The organism is Bradyrhizobium cedriense (genome assembly GCF_054602315.1).
Map to the genome: position 1 here is coordinate 814,948 of NZ_JBTSWB010000002.1, position 15,851 is coordinate 830,798.

General features: G+C 65.3%; 14 protein-coding genes. 9 read left to right on the forward strand and 5 right to left on the reverse strand.

Going from position 1 to position 15,851, the window contains the following annotated elements:
* Nucleotides 1-20: 20 nt before the first annotated feature.
* From fabF to ACYCVF_RS10050, 3 genes are all read right to left on the reverse strand, one after another.
* Nucleotides 21-1,283, reverse strand: coding sequence for a beta-ketoacyl-ACP synthase II (gene fabF, locus ACYCVF_RS10040; RefSeq protein ID WP_459602128.1), 1,263 nt, complete (start codon nucleotides 1,281-1,283; stop codon nucleotides 21-23).
* A gap of 1 nt (nucleotide 1,284) precedes the next feature.
* Nucleotides 1,285-1,800 (reverse strand): winged helix-turn-helix transcriptional regulator, encoded by a 516-nt coding sequence (locus ACYCVF_RS10045; protein ID WP_459602130.1) that lies wholly within the window; start codon nucleotides 1,798-1,800, stop codon nucleotides 1,285-1,287.
* Nucleotides 1,801-2,113: 313 nt separating this feature from the next.
* Nucleotides 2,114-3,121 (reverse strand): polyprenyl synthetase family protein, encoded by a 1,008-nt coding sequence (locus tag ACYCVF_RS10050; protein WP_459602132.1) that lies wholly within the window; start codon nucleotides 3,119-3,121, stop codon nucleotides 2,114-2,116.
* Nucleotides 3,122-3,250: 129 nt separating this feature from the next.
* Between ACYCVF_RS10050 and ACYCVF_RS10055 the strand changes: the two genes are divergently transcribed.
* The 6 genes from ACYCVF_RS10055 (at nucleotide 3,251) to glyS (ending at nucleotide 8,899) form a co-directional block, all read left to right on the forward strand.
* Nucleotides 3,251-3,478: a putative signal transducing protein gene (locus tag ACYCVF_RS10055; protein ID WP_011085319.1), complete on the forward strand. Its 228-nt coding sequence runs from the start codon at nucleotides 3,251-3,253 to the stop codon at nucleotides 3,476-3,478.
* On the forward strand, nucleotides 3,471-4,235 hold the full coding sequence (locus tag ACYCVF_RS10060; protein ID WP_459602741.1) for a tRNA1(Val) (adenine(37)-N6)-methyltransferase: 765 nt from the start codon (nucleotides 3,471-3,473) through the stop codon (nucleotides 4,233-4,235). Before ACYCVF_RS10055 ends, ACYCVF_RS10060 begins: the two co-directional genes overlap by 8 nt.
* Before the next feature lie 214 nt (nucleotides 4,236-4,449).
* Entirely contained in the window at nucleotides 4,450-5,358 is a 909-nt protein-coding gene (locus ACYCVF_RS10065; RefSeq protein ID WP_459602134.1) for a S49 family peptidase, read from the forward strand.
* A gap of 104 nt (nucleotides 5,359-5,462) precedes the next feature.
* Nucleotides 5,463-5,654 carry a hypothetical protein gene (locus tag ACYCVF_RS10070; RefSeq protein WP_061029212.1) on the forward strand — a complete coding sequence of 64 codons (192 nt, stop codon included), beginning with the start codon at nucleotides 5,463-5,465 and terminating at the stop codon, nucleotides 5,652-5,654.
* A 210-nt stretch (nucleotides 5,655-5,864) separates the two neighbouring features.
* On the forward strand, nucleotides 5,865-6,800 hold the full coding sequence (locus ACYCVF_RS10075) for a glycine--tRNA ligase subunit alpha (protein WP_459602136.1): 936 nt from the start codon (nucleotides 5,865-5,867) through the stop codon (nucleotides 6,798-6,800).
* Nucleotides 6,800-8,899: a glycine--tRNA ligase subunit beta gene (gene glyS, locus ACYCVF_RS10080; protein WP_459602138.1), complete on the forward strand. Its 2,100-nt coding sequence runs from the start codon at nucleotides 6,800-6,802 to the stop codon at nucleotides 8,897-8,899. Before ACYCVF_RS10075 ends, glyS begins: the two co-directional genes overlap by 1 nt.
* Before the next feature lie 247 nt (nucleotides 8,900-9,146).
* Here the strand turns inward: glyS and ACYCVF_RS10085 are convergent, their stop codons facing one another.
* Nucleotides 9,147-9,500 carry a DUF1236 domain-containing protein gene (locus tag ACYCVF_RS10085; RefSeq protein WP_459602140.1) on the reverse strand — a complete coding sequence of 118 codons (354 nt, stop codon included), beginning with the start codon at nucleotides 9,498-9,500 and terminating at the stop codon, nucleotides 9,147-9,149.
* A 223-nt stretch (nucleotides 9,501-9,723) separates the two neighbouring features.
* Here ACYCVF_RS10085 and ACYCVF_RS10090 point away from each other — a divergent pair, with 223 nt between their 5' ends.
* The 3 genes from ACYCVF_RS10090 to ACYCVF_RS10100 all read left to right on the forward strand — a co-directional run bounded on the left by ACYCVF_RS10090 (nucleotide 9,724) and on the right by ACYCVF_RS10100 (nucleotide 14,843).
* Nucleotides 9,724-9,879, forward strand: a complete 156-nt coding sequence (locus ACYCVF_RS10090) for a DUF3096 domain-containing protein (protein WP_008562090.1) — start codon at nucleotides 9,724-9,726, stop codon at nucleotides 9,877-9,879.
* 96 nt (nucleotides 9,880-9,975) lie between these two features.
* Nucleotides 9,976-12,903, forward strand: coding sequence for a pyruvate, phosphate dikinase (gene ppdK, locus ACYCVF_RS10095; protein ID WP_459602143.1), 2,928 nt, complete (start codon nucleotides 9,976-9,978; stop codon nucleotides 12,901-12,903).
* A 488-nt stretch (nucleotides 12,904-13,391) separates the two neighbouring features.
* Complete coding sequence (locus ACYCVF_RS10100) at nucleotides 13,392-14,843, forward strand: cell wall hydrolase (RefSeq protein ID WP_459602145.1); 1,452 nt, start codon at nucleotides 13,392-13,394, stop codon at nucleotides 14,841-14,843.
* Nucleotides 14,844-14,966: 123 nt separating this feature from the next.
* Here ACYCVF_RS10100 and nadC read toward each other — a convergent pair whose 3' ends face one another.
* A complete protein-coding gene (nadC, locus tag ACYCVF_RS10105) occupies nucleotides 14,967-15,845 on the reverse strand; it encodes a carboxylating nicotinate-nucleotide diphosphorylase (protein ID WP_459602147.1) in 879 nt (292 codons plus the stop codon).
* Nucleotides 15,846-15,851: the final 6 nt, after the last annotated feature.

The window sequence follows — 15,851 nt, forward strand, 5'->3', positions numbered from 1 at the left end:
CGATTGCAAGCCTTCTTCGCTCAGCCGATCCGGCGGAAGATCACGCTGGCGTTCACCCCGCCGAAGCCAAATCCGTTCGAGATGGCGTTCTGCACTGGCATCGCTCTCGCTGCGCCGGCAACGATGTCGATGCCGTCAGCGCCGGGATCCGGATTCTCGAGATTGAGCGTCGGCGGCGCGATCTGGTCGCGCAAGGCAAGCACGGTGAAGATCGCCTCCAGGCCTCCGGCTGCGCCGAGCAGGTGCCCGGTGGCCGATTTGGTCGCGCTCACGGCAATGCCGCGGTTACGGCCGAACAGCGCGGCGATCGCGCCGAGCTCGCTCTCGTCGCCGGCCGGCGTCGACGTCGCGTGCGCGTTGAGGTGCTGCACATCCGCAGGCGCAAGCTTCGCCTGCCGGAGCGCGATCTCCATGGCGCGGCGCGCACCGTCGCCATCGGGCGGTCCCGACGTCATGTGATAGGCATCCGCCGTCGTGCCGTATCCGACGATCTCTGCGATTGGCGAGGCGCCGCGCGCCAGCGCATGCTCCAGCGCTTCGATCACCAGCATGCCGGCGCCTTCGCCCATCACGAACCCGTCGCGGTCGCGATCGAACGGGCGCGAGGCGCGCGTGGGCTCGTCGTTGAACCCGCTCGACAGCGCGCGTGCCGCTGCGAAGCCGCCGAGGCTGACGATGTCGATGCAGGCCTCCGCGCCGCCGCAGATCGCGACATCGGCTTCGCCTGCGCGGATCATGCGTGCGGCATCGCCGATCGCCTGCACGCCGGCGGCGCAGGCCGTGACCGGCGTGCCCAGTGCACCTTTGTAGCCGTATTTGATCGAGACCTGGCCGGCGGCGAGATTGGCGAGGAACGAAGGGATCGTGAACGGCGAGAGCCGGCGCGCCCCGCGCTGCTCTGTGATGCGCACCGCTTCCGCCATAGCCGGAAAGCCGCCGATGCCGGAGGCGATGATCGTCGCGGTGCGCTCCAGCGCGCTTGAGTCCTGCGGCATCCATCTGGCTTGCGTGACGGCTTCTGCGGTGGCGAGCAGTGCAAACAGGATGAAGCGGTCCATCTTGCGCTGGTCCTTCGGCGCCGCGGCCTGCGCCGGGTCGAATCCGCCTTCGGCATCATCGGCCTTGTCGGGTACGAGGCCGGCGATGCGTGCCGGCAGCGCCTCGGCCCATTCGGGCAGGGGCCGCAGCCCGCTTTGGCCGGCTAGCAGCCGCCGCCAGGACAGTTCGACACCGCAGCCGAGCGGCGACACCGCGCCCATTCCCGTCACGACGATGCGACGCATGTCAGTCTCCAGCCGGCGCAATGGCCGGGTTCATGGCTTTGAGCGAAGCGAGCCGCGCGCGCATCCCGCGGCTGGCGCGCGGCCCCGCGATGACGACCGCATTGGCGAGCGTGATCGGGCGCATGTCTGCAGCATCGACCACGACCGGATCGAGCGGGCGAACGTCGCTCCGGTTCGCCAGCAGGATGGACTCGCCTTTCGGCGCGAGATGTTTGTTGCCCCAGGCGAGCAGCGCGACGATCACCGGAAAGAAATCCCGCGCCCTGTCCGTCAGCACATATTCGTAGCGCGGCGGGCGCTCGTGATAGCGGCGCCGGACGAACATGCCGCTCGCTGTGAGATGGGCAAGACGCCTCGACAGGATGTTCGGCGCGATGCCGAGGCTTTGGGAGAACTCGTCGAATTTCGTCGCGCCCTGAAACGCATCGCGCAGGATCAGGATGCTCCACCATTCGCCCACCGTTTCAACGGCGCGACGGACGGGGCACTCCTGGATAGACGAGGATTTTGGCTGCATGCCGGGAAGCTAGGGCAGTAACTTGCAAAATGCAAGTAACCAGGCTGCCAACCGTAATGCGAGGGGAATGGGCCGTTTGAGCTGGCCTCGACAAACTTGCTCTCGTGCCCCGGACGCAGCGCAGCGCCTCTTGGCGGTGCGCTGCAGAGCCGGGGCCATGTCGCAGATGATTGCGGATGTCGCGTGGGTCCCGGCTCTGCGCAGCAGCGTTTCACGCTGCAGCGCGTCCGGGACACAAAAGTGAGCGGTGTTGATGCAGTGTCGGCGCTATCTCAGGAGTGCCGTCCCGGCCTGGTAAGCTGCAGGCACAGTCCTAATGCGACCGTGCCAGACAGAACGCCACCACCTGCTCCAGCGCGCTCTTCATCGGCGATGATGGGAACAGCGCCAATGCGTCCACCGCCATCGCGCCGTAGTGGTGGGCGCGGCTGATTGTGTCCTCGAGCGCACGGTGCTTGTTCATCAATCCGATGGCGTGGTCGAGATCGCCGTCGCCGATCTCGCCGCGCTCCAGCGCGCGGATCCAGAAGGAGCGCTCGGTGTCGTTGCCGCGGCGGAAGGCGAGCACGACCGGCAGGGTGATCTTGCCCTCGCGGAAATCGTCGCCGGTGTTCTTGCCGAGCTTGGCGCTCTTGCCGCCATAGTCGAGCACGTCGTCGACGAGCTGGAAGGCGATGCCGAGATTCATGCCGACCGAGCGGCAGGCGGTCTGCTCCGCCTTCGGGCGATTGGCGATGACGGGCCCGACCTCGCAGGCGGCGGCGAACAATTCTGCGGTCTTGCCGCGGATCACGGCGAGATATTCGTCCTCGGTGGTCGCTGTATTCTTGGCGGCGGCGAGCTGCATCACCTCGCCTTCGGCGATGGTCGCGGCTGCCGCGGAGAGGATGTCGAGCGCGCGGAGCGAGCCCACCTCGACCATCATGCGGAAGGCCTGCCCGAGCAGGAAGTCGCCGACCAGCACGCTGGCCTCGTTGCCCCAGAGCATCCGTGCCGACAGCTTGCCGCGCCGCATCTCGCTCTCGTCCACGACGTCGTCGTGGAGCAGGGTCGCGGTATGCATGAACTCGACGGAGGCGGCGAGCTTGATATGACCGTCGCCGGTGTAGCCGGCGAGGTTGGCCATCGCGAGTGTCAGCATCGGCCGCAGCCGCTTGCCCCCGGAGGAGATCAGATGGTTGGCGACCTCCGGGATCATGGTCACCTCGGAGCCGGTCCGCGACAGGATCGTGGCGTTGACGCGCTCCATGTCAGGGGCGACAAGGGCAACCAGCTCTTCGATCGACGCGCCGGGAGTTTCGAAAGGTACGATGACGGCCACGCCGGTCTCCAATATTTGCCCCGGAAGGGCTATTCTGATGGAAAGACAATAGAAACTGGCGGCGGACGCGGCAAGACCTTGGAACCATGACATTTGCCGCATCCCCCTTTCAGGCAGGAGATCTGCGTTTTGCGTGAACTGGTTCGGACCAACGACATGGTGCTGGTATCGGCGATTGGTGCGCTGCTCGACGGTGCCAACATCCATCATCTGGTCCTGGACCAGAACATGAGCATCATCGAGGGCTCGCTCGGCATTTTGCCGCGGCGGATCCTGGTTCATGAGGACGACGCCCAGGAGGCCCGGCAGCTGCTCACCGAAGCCGGCCTCAGCCACGAACTGCGTGGCGATGATTGAGGCCGCAGACATCACCCTGGACGCCTTTCTCGGCGGGCAATTGCGGCTGCAACAGATGCGATCCGGCCATCGCGCCGGGCATGACGCCATCTTGCTTGCAGCGGCGACCGACGCGCGGGCGGGGGACCGCGTGGTCGATTTCGGCGCCGGCATCGGCGCCGCCGGTCTGGCGCTGGCCTGGCGAATCCCCGGGATCAGGCTCAGCCTCGTCGAGATTGATCCGGAACTGGCTGAGCTCGCCCGCGCCAATGCGCAGGCGAATGCGATAGCCGCCGAGACGATCGTGCTCGACGTCACGGCCGAGCCGAAGGTCTTCGCGTCAAGCGGGCTGGCGCCCGACAGCATCGACGTCGTGCTGATGAATCCGCCCTTCAACGATCCGGACCGGCATCGCGGCTCGCCGGATCGGGCGCGTCACACCGCGCATGTGGCGACGGAGCATACCTTGGACGCGTGGGTGCATGCAGCGCGGCGCATCCTCCGATCGAATGGTGTGCTGACGTTGATCTGGCGTGCAGATGGAATCGCGGATGTTCTCGCGGCGCTGTCGCGCGGCTTCGGCAGCCTCTCGATCCTGCCGGTTCACGGCGAAGCGGAGCGGCCGGCGATCCGCGTGCTGGTGCGCGCGGTGAAGGGCGGCCGGGCCCCAACGCGATTGCTGCCGGGACTGCTTCTCAACGAGGGGTCGCGCTTGCTCAAGAACGATGTGACGGAAATTCTGGAGGGGAGAGCGGCGTTGCCGCTGGCGGAACCGTGACGGTTTACCGCGGGAGCGATTCCGGCTGTTGCTCTTGTGGCGTCGTCAGCCTGATCGCCATGAACAGCGCACCGATCAGCAGCATCAGCAGGTAGATTTTCATGGTGTTCTCCGCTGCCTCATTGCAGCTTCCCAAGCGGAAATCTGCAAAACACGTTACGGGCATTTCCAATGACACTCGCGTGATAAGAAATGGTTAATCAGAGGTAACGGCATGGCCGAACAATTGAACGATCGAGAGAGTTCCGGCCTGGCCGACAAGCTCATGCAATATCTGCCGGCACGCTTCCGGCCCGGCACGGCAGTGGTGCCGGTGGTGCGGCTGTCAGGCGTGATCGGTGCGGTGACGCCGCTGCGGCCCGGCTTGACGCTCGCCGGCGTCGCGCGGGTGCTCGAGCGCGCGTTCTCCTATCGCCACGCCAAGGCCGTGGCGCTGGTGATCAATTCTCCCGGCGGCTCGCCGGTGCAGTCGCGCCAGATCTACTTGCGCATCAAGCAACTCGCAGCGGAGAAGAAACTGCCCGTGCTCGTGTTCGTCGAGGACGTCGCGGCCTCCGGCGGCTACATGATCGCCTGCGCCGGCGACGAGATCATCTGCGATCCATCCTCGATCCTTGGCTCGATCGGCGTGGTCGGCGGAAGTTTTGGCTTCCAGGAGGCGATCAGGCGGCTCGGCATCGAGCGGCGCCTCTATACGGCCGGCGAACACAAGGCGATGCTCGACCCCTTCCTTCCCGAAAACCCTGACGACGTCGCCAGGCTGAAGGCGATTCAGCGTGAGATCCACCGGATCTTCATTTCGCTGGTCAAGGAGAGCCGCGGTGCTCGCCTGAAGGGAGAGGACGACACGCTGTTCACGGGCGAGTACTGGGCGGGCGACAGTGCCGTCGGGCTGGGGCTCGCCGACAGCATCGGCGATCTCCGCTCAACTCTTCGTGCCCGCTATGGCGAGAAGGTTCTCACCCCCGTGATAGCGCAGCCGACCGGGCTGCTCTCCGGCCTTCTGGGTCGGAAATCGCCCGGCGCGGGGCAGCTTTCGGCCCTGGAATCAATGGCCGGCCTGCCGGATGAGCTGATCTCGGCCGTCGAGACGCGCGCTATTTGGGCGAAATTCGGGTTCTAGGCGGCGCCGTGCCGCGCCATTTGGCCCTCGACCCTCCGATTGCGGCGCAGGCCCGTCTGCGCAACAATGCAGGTGGGGGCTGAGCACTAGACGAGGATCGACCGATGCCGCCGTTCGTCGCTTTCGCAGGCGTCCTGGGCGGGCTTGCCGTGGTCCGCTGGGCCTGCAAGACCGCCGTCAGGATCAACCAGGAGCTGGAGGAGATGCGCTTGTCGCGCGTCACCGAAGCCGCCCGCATGGGGGACATCCAGACGCTGAAGCGTGACCCCGTGACCGGAGCTTACCGGCCGGGTTAGGAGCCCTCCGCTCAATCGTCATTCCGGGGCTCGCGAAGCGAGAACCCGGAATCCATCGAACCACGGAGCAAGCGGCGCAATGGATTCCGGACTCGCCCTGCGGGCGCCCCGGAATGACGGCCGAATCCGCCCCCTTCGCCTTGATTCCCATCCCCGCCGTCGATACGGTCCCGCGCGATTCAGAACCCCCCGCGAGAGCCCGATCTGACGATGGACGACTCATTGCCCGCCCATATGCGCCCGGAACGCTCGTTCCAGGGCTTCATCCTCGCGCTCCAGCGGTTCTGGGCCGAGCAGGGCTGCGTGATCCTGCAGCCCTACGACATGGAGATGGGCGCGGGCACCTTCCATCCGGCGACCACCCTGCGCGCGCTCGGGCCAAAGCCCTGGAACGCAGCCTATGTGCAACCCTCGCGACGGCCCAAGGACGGCCGTTACGGCGAGAACCCGAACCGGCTGCAGCACTATTACCAGTTCCAGGTGATCATGAAGCCATCGCCGCCGAACCTTCAGGAGTTGTACCTGAAGTCGCTCGCCGCGATCGGCATCGATTCCGCCGTGCACGACATCCGCTTCGTCGAGGACGATTGGGAGAGCCCGACGCTGGGCGCGTGGGGTTTGGGCTGGGAATGCTGGTGCGACGGCATGGAGGTCAGCCAGTTCACCTATTTCCAGCAGGTTGCGGGCTTCGAATGCGCGCCGGTCGCGGGCGAGCTGACCTACGGGCTCGAGCGGCTCGCGATGTATGTGCAGGGCGTCGATCGCGTCTACGACCTCAACTTCAACGGACGCGAGGGCGATGCCAAGGTTACCTATGGCGACGTCTTCCTGCAGGCGGAGCGCGAATACTCGAAGCATAATTTTGAAGTGGCCGACACCGCGATGCTGTTCGAGCAGTTCAAGATGGCGGAAACAGCCTGCCGGAAATATCTCGACGCAGGCTGGAAGGACGATAAGCGCGAGGCGCATCTGATGGCGCTGCCGGCCTATGACCAGTGCATCAAGGCGAGCCATGTCTTCAATTTGCTGGATGCGCGCGGCGTGATCTCCGTGACGGAGCGGCAGAGCTACATCTTGCGCGTGCGCGAATTGGCAAAAGCCTGCGGCGAGGCCTGGATCCATACTGAAGCGGGCGGAGCGGCCTGATGCCCGATCTTTTGCTTGAATTGTTTTCGGAAGAGATTCCCGCGCGCATGCAAGGGAAGGCGGCCGACGATCTGCGCCGCATGGTCACCGACAAGCTCGTCGCCGAAGGCCTCGTCTACGAGGGTGCGAAGGCGTTCGCGACGCCGCGCCGCCTCGCGCTCACCGTGCACGGAATCCCTGCGCGCCAGCCCGACCTGAAGACCGAACGCCGCGGCCCGAAAGTCGGAGCGCCCGATGCGGCCGTGCAGGGCTTCCTGAAGGCGACGGGATTGAAGTCGCTGGACGAAGCCAAGATCCAGCGCGACCCCAAGGGTGATTTCTACATCGGCTTGATCGAGAAACCCGGCCGCGACGCGATCGAGGTGCTCGCGGAGATTCTTCCCGTCATCATCCGCACCTTCCCCTGGCCGAAATCAATGCGCTGGGGTGCTCGGTCCGGAAAACCCGGCTCGCTGAACTGGGTGCGTCCGCTGCATGCGATCACCGCGACCTTCGGGCTCGAGACCGAAGAGCCCGACGTCGTGAAGTTCTCGGTGTATGGCATCGAGGCCGGCCAGACCACATACGGCCATCGCTTTCTTGCGCCGGCGCCGATCTCTGTGCGCCGCTTCGAGGACTACGAAGCAAAACTGCTCGACGCCAAGGTCGTGCTCGACCCCGAGCGCCGCAAGGACGCGATCCTCACCGACGCCAAGCAGTTGGCCTTCGCGCAGGGCTTTGAACTCGTCGAGGACCAGAACCTGCTCGACGAGGTCGCAGGCCTCGTCGAATGGCCGGTCGTGCTGATGGGCTCGTTCGAAGAAGAATTCCTGGCGACGCCAGCGGAAGTGATCCGCGCCACCATTCGCAACAACCAGAAGTGCTTCGTGGTGCGCGACCCCAAGACGGGCAAGCTCGCCAACAAGTTCATCCTGGTCGCCAACATCGAGGCCACCGACGGCGGCAAGACCATCATCGCCGGCAACGAGCGCGTGATCCGCGCGCGTTTGAGCGATGCGAAGTTCTTCTACGAGACGGACCTGAAGACCAAGCTCGAGGATCGGTTGCCGAAGTTCGATCAGATCGTGTTCCACGAGAAGCTCGGCACCCAGGCGGAACGCATCAAACGCATCGAGCGCCTTGCTGCGGAGATCGCTCCGCTGGTCGGCGCCGATGTCGCCAAGACGACGCGTGCAGCGCATCTGGCGAAGGCGGATCTGCTGACCGAAGTCGTCGGCGAATTCCCTGAGGTGCAGGGCCTGATGGGCAAGTATTATGCGCTCGCGCAGGGAGAGGATGCCTCCGTCGCTGCCGCCTGCGAGGAGCACTACAAGCCGCAAGGCCCCGCCGATCGCGTGCCGACTGATCCGGTCAGCGTTGCGGTGGCGCTCGCCGACAAGCTCGATACATTGGTTGGCTTCTGGGCAATCGATGAGAAGCCGACGGGCAGCAAGGACCCCTATGCGCTGCGGCGCGCGGCACTCGGCGTAATCCGGCTGATTGCCGAGAACGCGTTGCGTCTGTCGCTCGTGAAGGTGGCGGCGTCCGCACTCGCTGACTTGTCAGCAAAGTCGGCCGACGCCCAGAAGCTTCCGAGCGACCTGCTCGCCTTCTTCGCCGATCGTCTCAAGGTGCAGCTTCGCGAGCAAGGCGCGCGGCACGATCTCGTCGATGCCGTGTTTTCGCTCGGCGGCCAGGACGATCTCCTGATGATCGTCCGCCGCGTCGAAGCGCTCGGCAAGTTCCTCGAGAGCGATGACGGCAAGAACCTGCTGGCCGGCATCAAGCGCGCCAGCAATATCCTCGGCATCGAGGAAAAGAAGGACAAGCGCACGTTCGACGGTGCGCCTGATCCTGCGCTCTACGGTCTCGACGAAGAAAAGGCGCTGGCGAAGGCGATTGACGAGGTAACAGCGGACGCCAGCGCTGCCGTCGCCAAGGAAGACTTTGCCGCCGCCATGAGCGCGATGGCGAAGCTGCGTTCGCCGGTCGATGCATTCTTCGACAAGGTTCGCGTCAACGACGACGATGCGAAGGTGCGCGAGAACCGCCTGAAGCTTCTGAACGAGATCCGCAGCGCCACGCGTGCGGTGGCGGATTTCTCGAAGATCCAGGATTGAGGCGCGGTAGCGCAACAAGCACAACCGTCGTTCCGGGGCGCGCCACTCGGCGCGAACCCGGAATCCATTTTTCCTCATCACGCGCGGCACGATGGATTCCAAGCTCGCGCTTCGCGCGCCCCGGAACGGAGCGTAAAAATGCCCCGCCCGGCGGGGGGAGGACCGGGCGGGGCCTGATGTCCGATTTGAACTGCTCGCGCCAGCCTGATTTGGCGCGCCGGACATCTAGTCGATCGCTATCGGTCGATCAGTCCAGCACCTCGACGATGCGGCGCGAGCGCGGCTCGACCAGCACGGTCTCGCCGTTCACGACGGTGTAGCGATAGGTGGTGGCTCCGAAGCGTTGCGGCACGTCATAATAAGTGACGCCGGCCTCGGGTAAGGTGGTGCCGACCACCACGCGATCCGGAATCCGGAAGGGCGGCACACGTTGCTCGACGACATATTCACGGAAGGCCGGCCGCTGTTCGACCGCAATGGTCGGGCCGCCGTCGATCACGGCGGGCGCGCGTCCGACCGTGACACCGCTTTGCGCCTGCGCCGCCAGAGGCGAGCCGATCGCGGCCGCGAGCGCTGCAAGAGCAAGAATCCTGTTCCGCATGGACAACTCCTTCGACGTGATTTTTCGGGCGCCAATGGCGCAACCGGTTGGCCAATGCATGCCTGCTGGCAATGTTCCGGGAAAAGGCCTGCCGCATTCGCGGCAATTTCGGGCAGTTTTCGCGAAGCCGGGAACTCGCGGCGTGTGTTGCGCATCTCTACTCCCGGAACCGGTCCGGCTATGATCCGCGCGCGATTCGCCTCACTCCACAGAAAGATAGTTCATGCACATCACCGTCGCCCACATTTCGCCGATCCTGTCGTTGATTGCGGGCGTGCTCATCCTGATCATGCCGCGGCTTCTCAACCTCATTGTCGCGATCTTCCTCATCGTGAACGGCGCGATCGGGCTCGGGCTCCTGAAGTGGCTGCGCTTCTAGGCGTTCACTTTTCGGAACTGTCCGTCTTGCGCGGGCCCGCCCAAAGTGGTGTAAGGCCCGCGATTTCCCATTCCTCTCGCAGGTTGTGTGCAAGCTATGGCCAAAGCCGCCTCGAAGCCCAAGAAAATGCCAGCGAAATCAAAGTCATCTGCCGCCGCGAAAGCCGCACCGCCGGCCCGCAAGGCGTTGGCCAAAAGCGCGCCGAAGGCTGTCGCCAAACCCGCTGCAAAGTCCGCAGCCAAGCCGTTGTCAAAGGCCGTGGCCAAGGCCGCTCTGCCGAAGGTCGCCGCGAAGCCCGCACCGAAGAAGGCTGTTCCCGCCAAGGTGGCTCCCGCAGCTGGCAAGGCGGGCAAATGGGTCTACACGTTCGGTGACGGCAAGGCCGAAGGCCGCTCGGAGATGCGCGACCTGCTTGGCGGCAAAGGCGCCAACCTCGCCGAGATGGCCAATCTCGGACTGCCTGTTCCTCCCGGCTTCACCATCCCGACCTCGGTCTGCACCTACTTCTATGCACACGACAAGACCTACCCGAAGGAACTGCAGTCGCAGGTTGAGAAGGCGCTGGACCATGTCGGCAAGTTGACCGGCAAGATCTTCGGCGACACCAGGAACCCGCTGCTCGTCTCCGTGCGCTCCGGCGCGCGCGCCTCGATGCCGGGCATGATGGACACGGTGCTCAACCTCGGCCTCAACGACCAGACCGTGGAAGCGCTGGCCGACCTGTCAGGCGACCGCCGCTTCGCCTATGACAGCTATCGCCGCTTCATCACCATGTATTCCGACGTCGTGCTCGGCTTCGAGCATCATCACTTCGAGGAAATCCTCGACACCTTCAAGGACAGCCAAGGCTACACGCTCGACACCGATCTGTCCGCCGAGGACTGGGTCTCGCTGGTCGGCAAGTACAAGGACGCGGTCGCGCGCGAGACCGGCAAGGAGTTCCCGCAGGATCCGCACGACCAGCTCTGGGGCGCCATCGGCGCGGTGTTTTCATCCTGGATGAACGCGCGCGCGGTGACCTACCGCAAGCTGCACGACATTCCGGAATCCTGGGGCACCGCCGTCAACGTGCAGGCCATGGTGTTCGGCAACATGGGCGAGACCTCGGCAACCGGTGTCGCGTTCACGCGCAATCCCTCGACCGGCGAGAGCAAGCTCTACGGCGAGTTCCTGATCAACGCGCAAGGCGAGGACGTGGTGGCGGGCATCCGCACGCCGCAGGACATCACCGAGGAGGCGCGGAAGGAGTCGGGCTCCGACAAGGCGTCGATGGAATCGGCGATGCCGGAGGCCTTCAAGGAGCTGACGCGGATCTACACGCTGCTCGAAAAGCACTACCGCGACATGCAGGACATGGAGTTCACGGTCGAGCAGGGCAAGCTCTGGATGCTCCAGACCCGCGGCGGCAAGCGCACCGCGAAAGCGGCGCTGCGCATCGCGGTCGAGCTCGCCAATGAAGGCCTGATCTCGAAGAAGGAAGCGGTGATGCGGATCGATCCGGCCTCGCTCGACCAGCTGCTGCACCCGGCCATTGATCCCGACGCCAAGCGCGACGTGATCGCGACCGGCCTGCCGGCCTCGCCCGGCGCGGCTTCCGGCGAGATCGTGTTCTCCTCCGATGAAGCGGCCAAGCTTCAGGCCGACGGGCGCAAGGTGATTCTGGTTCGCATCGAGACCAGCCCGGAAGACATCCATGGCATGCACGCCGCCGAAGGCATTTTGACCACCCGCGGCGGCATGACCTCGCATGCGGCGGTGGTCGCGCGCGGCATGGGCAAGCCCTGCGTCTCCGGCTGCGGCACCATTCGTGTCGACTACGGCCGCGGCACCATGAGCATCGGCTCGCGTACCTTCAAGACGGGCGACGTCATCACCATCGACGGCTCGCTCGGCCAGGTGCTCGCCGGCCGCATGCCGATGATCGAGCCGGAGCTGTCCGGCGAGTTCGGCACGCTCATGACCTGGGCCGACCAGGTCCGCAAGATCGGCGTTCGCGTCAATGGCGATACGCCGGACGACGCGCGCACCGCGATCAAGTTCGGCGCGGAAGGCATCGGCCTCTGCCGCACCGAGCACATGTTCTTCGAGGAGACGCGCATCCGCACGGTGCGCGAGATGATTCTCTCCGAGGACGAGCAGTCGCGCCGCGCGGCGCTCGCAAAGCTGCTGCCGATGCAGCGCGCCGACTTCGTCGAGCTGTTCGAGATCATGAAGGGCCTGCCCGTCACGATCCGGCTTTTGGATCCCCCCCTCCATGAGTTCCTGCCGCACACCCACGCCGAGGTCGAGGAAGTGGCGCGCGCCATGAATACCGACCCGCGGCGCCTGGCTGACCGCGCGCGCGAGCTGTCGGAGTTCAACCCGATGCTCGGCTTCCGCGGCTGCCGCATCGCGATCGCCTATCCCGAGATCGCCGAGATGCAGGCGCGTGCGATCTTCGAGGCCGCGGTCGAGGCCGAAAAGCGCACCGGCAGGGCCGTCGGCCTGGAGGTGATGGTGCCGCTGATCGCGACCAAGATGGAGCTCGATCTCGTCAAGGCGCGCATCGACGCCACCGCGAAGGCTGTGATGCGCGAGACCAACACCAAGCTCGCCTATCAGGTCGGCACCATGATCGAGCTGCCGCGCGCCTGCCTGCTGGCGGCAGAGATCGCGGAGAGCGCCGAGTTCTTCTCGTTCGGCACCAACGACCTGACGCAGACCACCTACGGCATCAGTCGCGACGATGCGGCGAGCTTTCTCGGGACCTACGTGTCCAAGGGCATCCTCCCGATCGATCCCTTCGTCGCGCTCGACCAGGAAGGCGTCGGCGAGTTGGTCAAGATCGGCGTCGCACGCGGCCGCAAGACCCGCCCGAAGCTCAAGGTCGGCATCTGCGGCGAGCACGGCGGCGATCCCGCCTCCGTCGCGTTCTGTCACCATATCGGGCTCGATTACGTCTCCTGCTCGCCCTACCGCGTGCCGATCGCCCGCCTCGCCGCCGCGCAGGCTGCACTCGGCAAGGCCGTCGCAAGCCAGGCATAGGCCGAAGAGCAATTCTTGGAGCTTAAAGAGGCGGGGCCAAACCCCGCCTCTTTCATTTGAGGCGACTTCTCGCCACGTCGTCATTGCAAGCGCAGCGAAGCATTCCAGAATCCTTCCGCGGCGACAGTCTGGATGGCTTCGCTGCGTTCGCAATGACGAGCTTGTGGCCCGCTCTTGCCTCCACACATTCACTGTCATTCCCGCGAAGGCCGGCGATCCGGGAACTCATCGCACGTCCCGTATTGGCACGCTCGCGCAAGAGTTCCTTCACCATCCACGTTGACGGGTCGTTTACCGCCTTACGTCAGGCGGCATTTACCAATGCGCGACGTCGCCCCGTGAAAACACCCGTGTTTGCTTGAGTGTGCGGTATGCGCAACGCGGATTAACGCCCCGGCAACCTAAATTAGATACTCACGATAAAGATCGAAATTGCACGGATGTACTGAGTTCGATCGGACGAGCGTAAGCGTAGCGTGAGCGTATCGATGTCAGTGTTGCGTAACCATCCGAAGGGCGCGCGGTTCGCGTCCTTCGGAATCGGTCTCTGCATCTTCGCATTGATGCCGAGAGAGACCGGCTATCAGGATATTGCCTCGCTGCTGGCGCGCCAACCCGGCGTCGCCGAGCGTTGGCAGAAGCAGGTGTTCTCCGCGGCGTCCTCCATACAGCTGGCCACCTACAGCTTTTCCCGCCCCATCGGCACGTCGGTTCCGCAGAGCGCGATGGTTCGCCTGGCGAGCCTCGACGGCCGCGACGTCACCGGCGCGATCAGCCGAAATCCCGCTCTTCAGGCGCCGCCGCGCTACCAGGCTTCCGACTTTCCCAAGGTCGATCGCTCCATGAAGGGCGATCGCCTCGCCATCGTTGCACCGACCCAGCCTCCCGAGACGGTCGCGCCAGCTGCGGCACCGGCGCAGGAAGATCCCGCGACGTCCAACCGCTCGGTGTTCGGCGCCAAGACTGCCGCCTTGCCTGACGCGATGTCGCCGGAATCCGCGGCCGCGCTCGATCCCGAGCTCCAGGAAGCGCTGCGCGCGCCGCCGCTGCCGCAATATTCCAATCCACCACAGGCCAGTGACGCTGCGCGCGCGCTCGCGACCGCACCGCTGGAGGCCTTGAAGCGCACGCCCGCACCCGCGCCGGCGCGCGATCCTTTCAGCGTCAAGACCTCGAGCCTGTTCTTCGGCAGTTCCTCGCTCGGCGGCAATCTCGAGCCCATCGAGAGCTGGCAGCCCGGCGCCGAGCCGCTGATCGTGATGCCAGACCCCGACATGAAGGTGACGGCCTCGCTGTCGCCGCCGACGGCGGAGATTGCCAAGGACATCGAGAGCGGCGAGAGCGTTGCGCTCAAGGGCGAGGTCAACGCCGACAACCAGCGCGCCAGGTCGCCGGCGGAGCGGCTCGCGCTCGACGAGAAGTCGCGCGCGAAATCCGAGAAGTGCCTCGCCGAGGCCGTCTATTTCGAATCCCGCGGCGAAGCTGTGCGCGGGCAGATGGCGGTGGCGCAGGTGGTGATGAACCGCGTGTTCTCCGGCAAATATCCCGACAACGTGTGCGGCGTGGTTTACCAGAACAAGTACCGGCATCTGGCCTGCCAGTTCACCTTTGCCTGCGACAACAATGCCGACGTGATCCGCGAACCCGAAATGTGGGAGCGCGCCAAGAAGATCTCGAAGGCGATGCTCGACGGCCAGATCTGGCTGCCCGAGGTCGGCAAGTCCACACACTATCACGCCTATTGGGTGCGTCCGTCCTGGGTCGCCGAGATGAAGAAGCTGTACAGGACCGGCGTGCACACCTTCTACCGGCCGCGCAACTGGGGCGACGGCAGCGAGGAACCGAGCTGGGGCACCCCGGCCCAGACCGCCGCGCTGTCCGCTGAACTCGCGCAGGAGGCCAAGAGCTCGGCCGAGATGGGTGGGACCGAGCGGAGGTAGCTATTCACGAGAGGTCGTCATGCCGGGCTTGTCCCGGGCATCCACGTTCTTCGTGCGATGTGGAAAGACGTGGATAGCCGGGACAGGCCCGGCCATGACGCTGTAGAAGCTTTGGCGCTCCCATCACGCCTCGATATCCAGCGCACAGTCGAAATTGGGCGCCGAATGCGTCAGTGCACCCGCCGAGGCGTAGTCGACACCCGTCGCCGCAATCGCGGCGATCGAGTCCAGCGTGACGCCGCCGGATGCCTCCAGCGCGACCCGACCTTCCGTCATTCTCACCGCTTCGCGCAGCGTCGCAAGGTCCATGTTGTCCAGCAGCACGGCGTCGGCGAGGCCGCTGCCCAGCACCTCGCGCAGCTGCGCCAGCGTATCGACCTCGATCTCGATCTTGACGAGATGGCCCGCATGGGCACGGGCGCGCTCCAGTACCGGACCGATGCCGCCGGCGACCGCGATGTGGTTGTCCTTGATCAGGATGGCATCGTCGAGGCCGAAGCGGTGGTTGAAGCCGCCGCCGCAGCGCACCGCGTATTTCTCTAGTGCGCGCAATCCCGGCGTGGTCTTCCGCGTGCAGCAGATGCGCATCTTCGTGCCTTCGGTGCGCGCGACATAGTCGGCCGTGAGCGTGGCGACGCCAGAGAGGCGCCCGACGAAATTGAGCGCGGTGCGCTCCGCCGTGAGAATGGCGCGCGCGGGCCCCGAGATCGTCAGCACATGCTGCCCGCGGGCAACCCGGGCGGCATCGCGGACATGTGCGCGCAGCTCGATGTCGGGCGACAGCTTCTGCAAGGTCGCGAGCGCCAGCGGCAATCCGGCGATCACGCCGGACTGGCGCGCGACCAGGATCGCTTGCGCCCTCGTCGCTTCTGGAATCGTCGCAAGCGAGGTGATGTCGCCGGCTCGGCCGAGATCCTCGTCGAGCGCGCGAGTCACGGCCTCGTCGATCGCGAGCGGAGAGAGAAAGGCGTCGGGATAGAGCAGTGAGGTCGGGGTGATCATGGGGCC